Below are 12,479 nucleotides of genomic sequence, written 5' to 3' on the forward strand. Positions count from 1 at the left end.
GGAGGAACTCAAGTATGTCTGTGTCCGAGGACAAGATTGTCGCGGCACTGCGCGCCTCGCTCATGGAGAACGAGCAGCTCAAGGTGGAGCGCGACCGGGCTGTCGCGGCCCGGACCGAACCGATCGCGATCGTGTCGGCCGCGTGCCGACTGCCCGGCGGCGTCGCTTCGCCGGAGGATCTGTGGCGGCTCGTCGCCGAGGAACGTGACGGCATCACGCCGTTTCCGGAGAACCGGGGATGGAACGTCGACGCGATCTACGACCCCACCCTCGGCCTGCCCGACAAGACCTACGTCCGGGAGGGCGGGTTCCTGCACGATGCGGGGGAGTTCGATGCGGCGTTCTTCGGGGTCAGTCCGCGTGAGGCGTTGGCGATGGATCCGCAGCAGCGTCTGCTGCTGGAGACCTCGTGGGAGACCCTGGAACGCGCGGGTATCGATCCGACCACGCTGAAGGGCAGCCGCACCGGTGTCTTCGCCGGCCTGATGTACCACGACTACGAGGCAGCCGTGGCCGCCGGCAGCTTCGTGTCCGGCCGGGTGGCGTACACCTTCGGCTTCGAGGGTCCTGCGGTGACGGTGGACACGGCGTGTTCGTCGTCGCTGGTGGCGATGCACTCCGCGATGCAGGCCCTGCGCAGCGGCGAGTGCTCGCTCGCGCTCGCCGGTGGTGTGGCGGTGATGGCCACGCCGGGCAGCTTCATCGAGTTCTCGCGGCAGCGGGGTCTCGCGGTGGACGGGCGGTGCAAGTCGTTCGCCGAGGGTGCGGACGGTACGTCGTGGGCCGAGGGTGTGGGCCTGGTGCTGCTGGAGCGTCTGTCGGACGCGCGGCGCAACGGCCACCAGGTCCTCGCCGTGGTGCGGGGCAGCGCGGTCAACCAGGACGGTGCGTCCAACGGCATCACGGCTCCGAACGGTCCGTCGCAGCAGCGGGTGATCAGGCAGGCGTTGGCGAACGCCGGTCTGTCGACGGCCGACGTGGACGCGGTGGAGGCGCACGGCACGGGTACGTCGCTGGGTGACCCGATCGAGGCCCAGGCCCTCATCGCGACGTATGGCCAGGAGCGGTCCGGTGAGGACCGGCCGTTGTGGTTGGGGTCGTTGAAGTCGAACCTCGGTCATGCGCAGGCTGCCGCGGGTGTGGCGGGTGTGATCAAGATGGTGCAGGCGATGCGGCACGGTGTGCTGCCGAAGACGCTGCATGTGGATGCTCCGTCGCCGAAGGTGGACTGGTCGGCGGGCGCGGTCGAGCTGCTGACCGAGGCGCGCGAATGGCCCCTGCTTCCCGGCCGTCCGCGTCGGGCCGCGGTCTCCTCCTTCGGCATCAGTGGCACGAATGCGCACGTGATTTTGGAGGCGGTTCAGCGGGAGGCTCCGGAGCCGACGGTGACGGGCGGGCCGGTGCCTCTGGTCCTGTCGGGCCGGACGGCGGATGCGGTGCGTGCGCAGGCGGAGCGGCTGGCCGGTCATCTGGAGCGGCACGGCGGGCTGGGTCTGGCGGACGTGGCGTTCTCGCTGGCGACGGGGCGTGCGCACTTCGACCATCGTGCGGTGGTGGTTGCGGGTTCGGTGGAGGAGGCGCGGGAGCGTCTCGCGTCGGTGGAGCCGCAGTCGGTCGCTTCGGGGCGTCTGGGCGTGTTGTTCACGGGGCAGGGTGCGCAGCGGGTCGGTATGGGGCGTGAGCTGTATGGGGCGTTCCCGGTGTTCGCGGAGGCCTTCGACGAGGTGTGCGCGGCCGTGGACAGGACCCTTGGACGTTCGCTGAAGGACCTGGTTTTCGAGGGCGGTGACTTGCTCGACGAGACGCGTTATGCGCAGCCGGCTCTGTTCGCCCTTGAGGTGGCGTTGTTCCGGTTGGTGGAGTCGTGGGGTGTGCGGCCCGATCTGCTGGCCGGTCATTCGATCGGTGAGGTGGTGGCTGCGTTTGTGGCGGGTGTGTGGTCGTTGGAGGATGCGGCGGCTCTGGTGGTGGCGCGGGGTCGGTTGATGCAGGCTCTGCCGTCGGGTGGGGTGATGGTGGCGGTGGAGGCGTCGGAGGACGAGGTGACGCCGTTGCTGGTCGGGGGTGCGGGTATTGCGGCGGTGAACGGTGCGACGTCGGTGGTGTTGTCGGGGGCTGAGGCGGCTGTCGAGGAGGTTGTGGGTCGGTTCGAGGGTCGTCGGGTGCGGCGGCTGCGGGTGTCGCACGCGTTCCATTCCTCGCTGATGGACCCGATGCTGGACGAGTTCCGGCAGATCGTGTCCGGGCTGACCTTCCGCAAGCCTGCGATGTCTGTGGTGTCGAACCTGACGGGTGAGGTGGCGCAGCCGGAGCGGCTGTGCGATCCGGAGTACTGGGTCGAGCATGTGCGGGGCACGGTCCGTTTCCACGACGGTGTGCAGACCCTCCGGGAGCGGAAGGTCGGCACGTTCCTCGAACTCGGCCCCGACGGTGTCCTGTCCGGGATGGTCGCGGGCGACTGCGTGCCTTCCCTGCGTCGTGATGTGCCCGAGGACGGGGCGCTGATGGGCATGCTGGGTCAGCTGCACGTCCGTGGTGTCGGGGTCGACTGGGAGAAGGTGTTCTCCGGGACCGGCGCCCACCGCGTCGACCTGCCCACCTACGCCTTCCAGCACCAGCGCTACTGGCTGAACCCGCACGCGCCGACGGGTGATCCCGCGTTCGCGGTCGAGCATCCGCTGCTGGACTCGGTGATCAGCGTGCCCGACACCGGCGGCGTCCTCGCCACGGGTCGGCTGTCGCTGGCAGCCCAGCCGTGGCTCGCGGACCACACCGTCTCGGGCACGGTTCTCCTGCCGGGTGCGGCGTTGGTGGAGTTGGCCATTCGCGCCGGGGACGAGGTCGGCGCGCGGTCCCTGCGCGAACTGATCATCGAGGCGCCCCTGCTCATCCCCGACGAGGGCGCGGTGCGTGTTCAGGTCTCGGTGGGCGAGGAGAGGGACGGTGCACGCCCCGTCGCGGTGTACTCGCGGCCCGACGACGCCGAGGCCGGAACGTCCTGGATCCGCCACGCCAGCGGCCAGCTCGACGACCACGCCCCGGCCCCTGACACCGACTTCGCCGTCTGGCCCCCCGAGGGTGCGCAGCCCGTCGACCTGACCGGCTTCTACGACGAGCAGGCGAACGCCGGATACGCGTACGGCCCGCTGTTCCAGGGCCTCAGCACGCTCTGGACCCTCGGTGAGGAGATCTATGCCGAGGTCGCGCTTCCCACGGAGGACGCCGACGCGGCGGCCGGGTTCGGTCTGCACCCTGCGCTCCTCGACGCGGTCCTGCACTGCGGTGCCTTCACCGAGCGGAAGTCCGAAGAGGGCAAGCTCATCCTGCCGTTCGCCTGGAACGGCATGACCCTGCACGCGGCCGACGCCACCGGTCTGCGGGTCCGCATGACTCCTACCGGCCCCGAGTCGGTGGCGCTGGAACTCGCCGACAGCGAGGGCGCCCCGGTCGCGTCGGTCGAGTCGCTCGTGCTGCGCGCCGTCTCCGACGAGCAGCTCAAGTCCTCCGGGCGGGCCGGTTCCGAGACGGATGCCCTGTTCACCGTCGAGTGGACCGCCGTGCCGACCGAAGCGGCGGACGGCGGCGACACCGCGGTCATCCCGCACCCGGTCTCCATGGCCCTGGACATCGAGGAACTGGTGCGCTCCGGTGCGTCGATGCCGGAAGTCCTGGTCGTCGACGCCATCGACGGCGTCGTCAACGCCGAACGGGTCCGCGGTCTCGTCGGCCGTGTCCTCGGGATCGTCCAGGCGTTCCTCGCCGCGCCGGAACTCGAGTCCACCCGCCTGCTCGTCGTGACGCGCGGCGCGGTCGGCGTCACCGCCGGCACCGAGGTGACCGACCCGGCGGGCGCCGCCGTCTGGGGCCTCGTGCGCGCCGCGCAGGCCGAGAATCCGGACCGCGTCCTGCTGATGGACGTGGACGAGATCCAGGCGTCCCGACCGGCCCTCCCGGGCGTCCTGGCCGGCGGCGAGGCGCAGGTGGCGGTGCGCTCCGACATCGTGCACGTACCCCGCCTGGTGCGGGCCCCGGCCGATTCCGGCGCCGCCGCCGACTCCGACGGACCGGTCCTGGATCCCGCCGGCACGGTGCTCGTCACCGGCGGCACCGGAACGCTGGGCGGGCTCGTCGCCCGGCACCTCGTCGCCGTACACGGCGTGCGCCACCTGCTGCTGGCCAGCCGCCGTGGGCCGGAGGCGCCCGGCGCCGAGGAACTGACGGCCGCACTCGAAGCGGCCGGCGCGAGCGTCACCGTAGTGGCCTGCGACATGTCGAAGCGCCGGGCCGTGAAGAAGCTCCTCGCGACGGTCTCGCCCGACGCACCCCTGGCCGGTATCGTCCACACGGCCGGAATCCTCGACGACGGTGTGATCGCGAGCCTGACGCAGGAGCGGATCGGCGCTTCCTTCCGGCCCAAGGTCGACGCCGCGCTGACACTGCACGAGCTGACGAGCGGGATGAACCTCTCCATGTTCGTCCTCTTCTCGTCGGCCGCCGGCGTCATCGGCGGACCGGGGCAGGGCAACTACTCGGCGGCGAATGCCTTCCTGGACGCCTTCGCTCAGTGGCGCCGCGCCCAGGGTCTGCCCGCCGTCTCGCTGGCCTGGGGCCTGTGGGCCGAGTCCGGCGGCATGATCGCCACGATGAGCGAGTCCGACCAGGCCCGCATGGGCCGTGGCGGAGTGCTTCCGCTGCCCACCGAGGAGGGCATGGCCCTGCTCGACACGGCGCTGTCCGGCGAGGCGTCCACGCTCGTACCGGTGAAGTTCGACTTCGCCGCCCTGACGGAGCAGGCACGGGCCGGTCAGTTGCCACCGATGCTGCGTGGGCTGGTTCGCAGGCCCCGGCGCACGGCACGCGCTACTGCCGTGGGAACCGGCTCGTCCACGGGCGACTCCCTGGCGGACCGCCTCACGAAGCTGCCCCTGGAGGCCCAGCAGCGTCACCTTGTGGAGTTGGTGCTGGGTGAGGTGGCGGTGGTGTTGGGTCATGCGGGTGCGGCGAGTATTGATGCGGGTCAGGCGTTCAACGATTTGGGTTTTGATTCGTTGACGGCGGTGGAGTTGCGGAACCGTTTGAATGCGGTGACGGGGCTGCGGTTGTCGGCGACGTTGATTTTTGATTATCCGTCGCCGGGTGTGCTGGCGGATTTCCTGCGTGTGGAGTTGGTGGGGGAGGAGGCGGCGGTTTCGGGGTCTGTGGTGGCCTCGGGGTTTCTGGTGTGGGGGTGTCGGAGGATCCGATCGCGATTGTGGCGATGGGGTGTCGTCTTCCGGGTGGGGTGTCTTCGCCTGATGATTTGTGGGGTCTGGTGGCGGAGGGTCGTGATGGGATTACGGCGTTTCCGGAGGACCGGGGTTGGGATGTGACCCGGTTGTTCGATCCGGATCCGGATGCGGTGGGCAAGTCGATGGTGCGTCATGGCGGGTTCCTGCACGATGCGGGGGAGTTCGATGCGGCGTTCTTCGGGGTCAGTCCGCGTGAGGCGTTGGCGATGGATCCGCAGCAGCGTCTGCTGCTGGAGACCTCGTGGGAGACCCTGGAACGCGCGGGTATCGATCCGACCACGCTGAAGGGCAGCCGGACGGGCGTCTTCGCCGGCGCCATGTACCACGACTACGCCACCAACCTCACCCGCGTACCGGAGGAGCTGGAAGGCTTCCTCGGCAACGGCAATGCGGGCAGCTTCGTGTCCGGCCGGGTGGCGTACACCTTCGGCTTCGAGGGTCCTGCGGTGACGGTGGACACGGCGTGTTCGTCGTCGCTGGTGGCGATGCACTCCGCGATGCAGGCCCTGCGCAGCGGCGAGTGCTCGCTCGCGCTCGCCGGTGGTGTGGCGGTGATGGCCACGCCGGGCAGCTTCATCGAGTTCTCGCGGCAGCGGGGTCTCGCGGTGGACGGGCGGTGCAAGTCGTTCGCCGAGGGTGCGGACGGTACGTCGTGGGCCGAGGGTGTGGGCCTGGTGCTGCTGGAGCGTCTGTCGGACGCGCGGCGCAACGGCCACCAGGTCCTCGCCGTGGTGCGGGGCAGCGCGGTCAACCAGGACGGTGCGTCCAACGGCATCACGGCTCCGAACGGTCCGTCGCAGCAGCGGGTGATCAGGCAGGCGTTGGCGAACGCCGGTCTGTCGACGGCCGACGTGGACGCGGTGGAGGCGCACGGCACGGGTACGTCGCTGGGTGACCCGATCGAGGCCCAGGCCCTCATCGCGACGTATGGCCAGGAGCGGTCCGGTGAGGACCGGCCGTTGTGGTTGGGGTCGTTGAAGTCGAACCTCGGTCATGCGCAGGCTGCCGCGGGTGTGGCGGGTGTGATCAAGATGGTGCAGGCGATGCGGCACGGTGTGCTGCCGAAGACGCTGCATGTGGATGCTCCGTCGCCGAAGGTGGACTGGTCGGCGGGCGCGGTCGAGCTGCTGACCGAGGCGCGCGAATGGCCCCTGCTTCCCGGCCGTCCGCGTCGGGCCGCGGTCTCCTCCTTCGGCATCAGTGGCACGAATGCGCACGTGATTTTGGAGGCGGTTCAGCGGGAGGCTCCGGAGCCGACGGTGACGGGCGGGCCGGTGCCTCTGGTCCTGTCGGGCCGGACGGCGGATGCGGTGCGTGCGCAGGCGGAGCGGCTGGCCGGTCATCTGGAGCGGCACGGCGGGCTGGGTCTGGCGGACGTGGCGTTCTCGCTGGCGACGGGGCGTGCGCACTTCGACCATCGTGCGGTGGTGGTTGCGGGTTCGGTGGAGGAGGCGCGGGAGCGTCTCGCGTCGGTGGAGCCGCAGTCGGTCGCTTCGGGGCGTCTGGGCGTGTTGTTCACGGGGCAGGGTGCGCAGCGGGTCGGTATGGGGCGTGAGCTGTATGGGGCGTTCCCGGTGTTCGCGGAGGCCTTCGACGAGGTGTGCGCGGCCGTGGACAGGACCCTTGGACGTTCGCTGAAGGACCTGGTTTTCGAGGGCGGTGACTTGCTCGACGAGACGCGTTATGCGCAGCCGGCTCTGTTCGCCCTTGAGGTGGCGTTGTTCCGGTTGGTGGAGTCGTGGGGTGTGCGGCCCGATCTGCTGGCCGGTCATTCGATCGGTGAGGTGGTGGCTGCGTTTGTGGCGGGTGTGTGGTCGTTGGAGGATGCGGCGGCTCTGGTGGTGGCGCGGGGTCGGTTGATGCAGGCTCTGCCGTCGGGTGGGGTGATGGTGGCGGTGGAGGCGTCGGAGGACGAGGTGACGCCGTTGCTGGTCGGGGGTGCGGGTATTGCGGCGGTGAACGGTGCGACGTCGGTGGTGTTGTCGGGGGCTGAGGCGGCTGTCGAGGAGGTTGTGGGTCGGTTCGAGGGTCGTCGGGTGCGGCGGCTGCGGGTGTCGCACGCGTTCCATTCCTCGCTGATGGACCCGATGCTGGACGAGTTCCGGCAGATCGTGTCCGGGCTGACCTTCCGCAAGCCTGCGATGTCTGTGGTGTCGAACCTGACGGGTGAGGTGGCGCAGCCGGAGCGGCTGTGCGATCCGGAGTACTGGGTCGAGCATGTGCGGGGCACGGTCCGTTTCCACGACGGTGTGCAGACCCTCCGGGAGCGGAAGGTCGGCACGTTCCTCGAACTCGGCCCCGACGGTGTCCTGTCCGGGATGGTCGCGGGCGACTGCGTGCCTTCCCTGCGTCGTGATGTGCCCGAGGACGGGGCGCTGATGGGCATGCTGGGTCAGCTGCACGTCCGTGGTGTCGGGGTCGACTGGGAGAAGGTGTTCTCCGGGACCGGCGCCCACCGCGTCGACCTGCCCACCTACGCCTTCCAGCACCAGCGCTACTGGATCGAAGGCGACGCGCCGGCCGCTCCTGAGACCGCGACCGCTTCCGACCCGGTCGACGCGGCGTTCTGGAACATCGTGGACAGCGGCGACGCCTACTCGCTGGCCCGGTCCCTCCAGGTCGACGTCACGGCTCTGGACGGTGTGCTGCCCGCCCTGTCCTCGTGGCGTCGGCGTCACCGGGACCAGGCCGTGCTGGACGGCTGGCGGTACCGGATCGACTGGCAGCCGGTGACGGACCGGCTGGTGCCCGGCGCGACCGCCGCCGACGGCACATGGCTGATGCTGGTGCCCGCGGGGCACACCGGCTCGCCGGTGGAAGCACTGGACGGCGCGCTGACCGCGCACGGCGGCCGCGTCGTACGGGTGGCCGTGGACGGCGAGGACCGCAAGGGCCTGGCCGAACTCGTCCGTGCCGAACTCGTGCGGGTGGGCCTCGACCCGGCGGGAGACGCACCGGCCGGTGTGGTGTCCCTGCTGCCGCTGGACGAGCGGCCGGACACCGAACACCCCACGCTGTCGCGGGGCACGGCAGCCACCGTCACCCTCGTGCAGGCGCTCGACGACCTCGGCGTCACCACCCCGCTGTGGTGCCTGACCTCCGGGGCCGTCGCGGTCCGGGAGGACGGGGAGGTACGGAGCGCTACCCAGCCCATGATCTGGGGACTCGGCACTGTACTGGCCCTCGACCATCCCAGGACCTGGGGCGGGCTCGTCGACGTGACGGCCGAGCCGGACACGACGGAGCTGGGCCGGCTGGTCGCCGTGCTCTGCGGAGAGCACGGCGAGGACCAGGTGGCGATCCGCCCCGCGGGCGCGTACGCACGCCGGATGGTCCGCGCCGAACCCCTCGCCGAGACCGAGGCCGAGACCGCCTCTCGCACCGCCGCGACCGCCTCCGCCGACGGCTGGACGCCGCGCGGCACGGTCCTCGTCACCGGCGGCACCGGTGGCATCGGCGCACACGTGGCGCGCTGGGCCGCGGGACGGGGCGCCGAGCACCTTGTGCTGCTGAGCCGCCGCGGCAGGGCGGCGGACGGGGCGGACGCGCTGGAGGCGGAACTGACCGCCCTGGGTGCCCGGGTCACCGTCTCGGCCTGCGACGTGACCGACCGGGCCGCGCTCGCCGAGGTGATCTCGGCGGTCCCGTCCGACCTGCCCGTCTCCGCCGTCTTCCACGCGGCCGGCACCGCGCAGGAGCCGCGGCGACTGCCGGAAAGCACCGTCGCGGAGTTCGCCGAAGTGGGCCGGGCGAAAATCGTCGGCGCCGTGCACCTCGACGCGCTGCTCGCCGACCACACGCTGGACGCCTTCGTGGTGTTCTCCTCCGGCGCCGCCGTCTGGGGCGGTGCCGGACAGAGCGGCTACGCCGCCGCCAACGCCTACGTCGAGGGCCTCGCCCGCCGCAGGCGTGCCGAGGGCCGGGCAGCGACCGCGGTGGCCTGGGGCGCCTGGGCCGGCGGCGGCATGGTCGACGACGCCGTGGCTGAGGAGTTCGCCGAGGTCGGCGTGGAGCTGATGCGCCCCGAACTCGCCGTTCAGGCACTGGGGCAGGCGATGACGCGGGACGAGGGACACCTCGTGGTCGCGGGCATCGACTGGTCCCGGTTCGTACCGGCCTACACGGCCGCCAGGCAGCGTCCGCTGCTGCGGGAACTGCCCGAGGCCACCGCCCTCCGGGCCACCGGCACCGCCGAGGACGCGCAGGCGGGGGACGAGGACGGGGCACTGCGGACGCTGCTCCTGCCCCTGTCGCCGCAGGAGCGGCTGACCGCGCTGACCGACCTGGTGCTGACGGAGGCCGGACAGATACTCGGGCACTCCACCGGGCCGACGGCGATCGAGGACGGCGTCGCCTTCCTCGACATCGGCTTCGACTCGCTGACCGGCCTCGAACTGCGCAACCGGCTCGACCGGGTCTCGGGACTCGACCTGCCGCAGGGCCTCATCTTCGACGCCCCCACCGCGGGAATGATCGCCGAGCTGATGCTGGAGGCGCTCGAACCCGAACTCGCCGTCACGCCGGAGATGGTCGCCGACGAGATCGGCAGGCTGGAATCGGCGCTGGCCCCGGCGCTGCACGACGACGCGTCGCGTGCGCGGGCCGTGACGCACCTGCGCGAGCTGCTGGCCAAGTGGGACCACACCGAGAAGGGAAAGTAAGCAGATGTTCGAGGTCGAGACCTACTTGCGCCGGCTGGGTTTCTCGGAGGTGCCCGCGCCCGACGCCGAGACGCTCCGCCTCCTGCACAAGAGGCACCTGATGTCGCTGGCCTACGACAGCAGCCACTTCATCAAGAGCTTCACCGGCTTCCGCAACGTCGTCGACATCGACGTCGACGCCACGTTCCGCGCGATCGTCGTCGAGGGCGCGGGCGGCGTGTGCCACGACCTGAGCGGACTGTTCCGCAGGCTCCTGACCGAACTCGGTTACGACGTCTCGATCCTGGCCGCGTCCCAGCGCTGGCCCAACGGGCAGTTCGGACCCGACTTCGAGCACACCTTCAACTGTGTGCGGCTGGACGGGGAGACCTGGCTGGTGGACGTGGGCTTCGCCGGGCCGTCGTACCTGGAGCCGCTGCGCATGACCGAGGAGGTGCAGCACCAGTTCGGCTGCGCCTACCGGCTCACGGCGGACGGCAGCCACCACGTGCTGGAACGCAGGGCCGTGGTCGGCGACTGGCGGTCGGTGTACCGCTTCGAGCTCACGGCCCGGTCGGTCTCCGACTGGGACAGCCCGCAGGACACCGCCTCCGAGGAGATCGTGAAGAACTCGCTGTTCGCCGGGACCGCCCTGCGCGGCCGCGCCACCGACAACGGACAGCTCGTCCTCACCGGTCGGCGGCTGCTGACGGTGGACGACGGCCACGAGTCGATCCGCACCCTGATCGACAAGGCCGAGTTCGAGGGCGTGGTGAAGGACATTCTCGCCGGCACGGGAAACGGCTGAGACGGGACCGGACGGAGATGACAGTGCAGACGCTGACAACCGGCGCCGGGACGGGCGCCGGCACGGAGACCGACACGGACGTGGCCGTCGTCGGCTACGGCCCGGTCGGGCAGGTACTCGCGATCCTGCTGGCCCGGCGCGGCTGGCGGGTCACCGTCGTGGAGCGCTACGCCCAGCCGTACCCCATGCCGCGGGCGGTCGGCTTCGACGACGAGGCCGCCCGCAACCTGGCGGCCGTCGGCATCGGGGCCTTCCTCGACAAGTTCGGCGAGAACTCCCGGGACTACGCCTGGCGCAACGCCGACGGCGAGACCCTGCTGCAGCTGGAGAGCGCCGTGGACGGCCACTGCGGCTGGCCGCAGGCGACGGCCATGTACCAGCCGGGCCTGGAAGCCGCCCTCATCGAACGGGGCACCGACTTCCCCCACCTGCGCGTCGTGCGCGGGCAGGAGGTCGTCGAACTCGACGACCGCGGCGACCTGGTCGAGGTGATCTCCGAGGACGCCGACGAGAAGGAACACACCTTCACCGCGCGGTACGTCGTCGGATGCGACGGGGCGAACAGCTTCGTCCGCGAGTCCATGGAGAGCCCTCTCACCGACCTCGGCTTCTTCTACGACTGGCTGGTCTGCGACGTCGTACTGAACGAGCCGCGCGACTTCCGTCCCAACAACCTCCAGATCTGCGACCCGCGGCGGCCGCGGACCGCCGTGTCGGCGGGCCCCGGGCACCGCCGCTTCGAGTTCATGCGGCTGCCGGGCGAGAACATCGAGGAGCTGAGGCGCGACGACACGCACTGGCGCATGCTGGAGATGTTCGACGTGCGGCCGGACAACGCGACGCTCGACCGGCACGCCGTGTACACTTTCCAGGCCCGCTGGGCGGAGGAGTGGCGCAAGGGCCGCCTCTTGATCGCGGGCGACGCCGCACACCTCATGCCGCCCTTCGCCGGGCAGGGCATGTGCTCGGGCTTCCGCGACGTGGCCAACCTGTCGTGGAAGCTGGACCTGGTACTGCGCTCCCTCGCCGACGACTCCCTGCTCGACACCTACACCGTCGAGCGCCGGGCCCACGTGCAGAACGCCGTCACCACGTCCGTGAAACTGGGCAAGGTCATCTGCGTGACCGACCCCGCGGCCGCCGCGGACCGGGACGCGATCATGCTCGCCGCCCGCGACCGCGAGGGCACCGCGGCCCTGCCGATGTCGACTGCAATCCCCCTCGACGACGGACTGCTCCACTGCGCCGGGGACGGCACGCCGGCGGCGCCCGCCGGCACCCTCTTCCCGCAGACCCGGGTGGCTGGCGGCGAGAGGGAGGGCCTGTTCGACGAGATCGTCGGCCTGGGCTTCGTCCTGCTCGCCGCGGAGGACCCCGCGACGTCGCTGGACGCCCGGCACCGGGCCTTCCTCGACGGGATCGGCACCCGTTTCGCGCACGTCCTGCCCGCCGGCACGGACCCGGCCGGATCCGGACCTGGCGCCGTGGTCGACATCGAGGACCGCTACCTGCCGTACCTCGGCGAATGCAGTGCGACGGCGGTGCTGGTGCGCCCCGACTTCACCGTCTTCGGTGCGGCCCACGGGCCCCGCGAACTGAGTGAGCTGGTCGACGAACTCGCCCACCGACTGGGGGCACCGGTCCCGGCCGCCGGCGGAGACCGCCCCCGCCCCGGTGCTTCTGTCGTCCGGAAGCACCACGAGACCCAGACATCACCACCAAACACCACTAGATAGGACCATG

General features: G+C 70.9%; 4 protein-coding genes. All 4 read left to right on the forward strand.

Annotation, left to right across the window (positions count from 1 at the left end):
- Positions 1 to 20: 20 nt before the first annotated feature.
- The 4 genes from V4Y04_RS34695 to mhpA are packed head-to-tail and all read left to right on the forward strand — an operon-like array spanning position 21 to position 12,472.
- A complete protein-coding gene (locus tag V4Y04_RS34695; RefSeq protein WP_443080222.1) occupies positions 21 to 5,369 on the forward strand; it encodes a type I polyketide synthase in 5,349 nt (1,782 codons plus the stop codon).
- Positions 5,258 to 9,949, forward strand: a complete 4,692-nt coding sequence (locus V4Y04_RS37935; protein WP_443080131.1) for a type I polyketide synthase — start codon at positions 5,258 to 5,260, stop codon at positions 9,947 to 9,949. Before V4Y04_RS34695 ends, V4Y04_RS37935 begins: the two co-directional genes overlap by 112 nt.
- A gap of 4 nt (positions 9,950 to 9,953) precedes the next feature.
- The gene (locus V4Y04_RS34705) at positions 9,954 to 10,736 is read left to right on the forward strand and encodes an arylamine N-acetyltransferase family protein (RefSeq protein ID WP_332432277.1); all 783 of its coding nucleotides are present in this window, start codon (positions 9,954 to 9,956) and stop codon (positions 10,734 to 10,736) included.
- 17 nt (positions 10,737 to 10,753) lie between these two features.
- Complete coding sequence (mhpA, locus tag V4Y04_RS34710) at positions 10,754 to 12,472, forward strand: bifunctional 3-(3-hydroxy-phenyl)propionate/3-hydroxycinnamic acid hydroxylase MhpA (RefSeq protein ID WP_443080132.1); 1,719 nt, start codon at positions 10,754 to 10,756, stop codon at positions 12,470 to 12,472.
- Positions 12,473 to 12,479: the final 7 nt, after the last annotated feature.

The organism is Streptomyces sp. P9-A2 (genome assembly GCF_036634175.1).
Taxonomy (GTDB): Bacteria; Actinomycetota; Actinomycetes; order Streptomycetales; family Streptomycetaceae; genus Streptomyces; species Streptomyces pratens.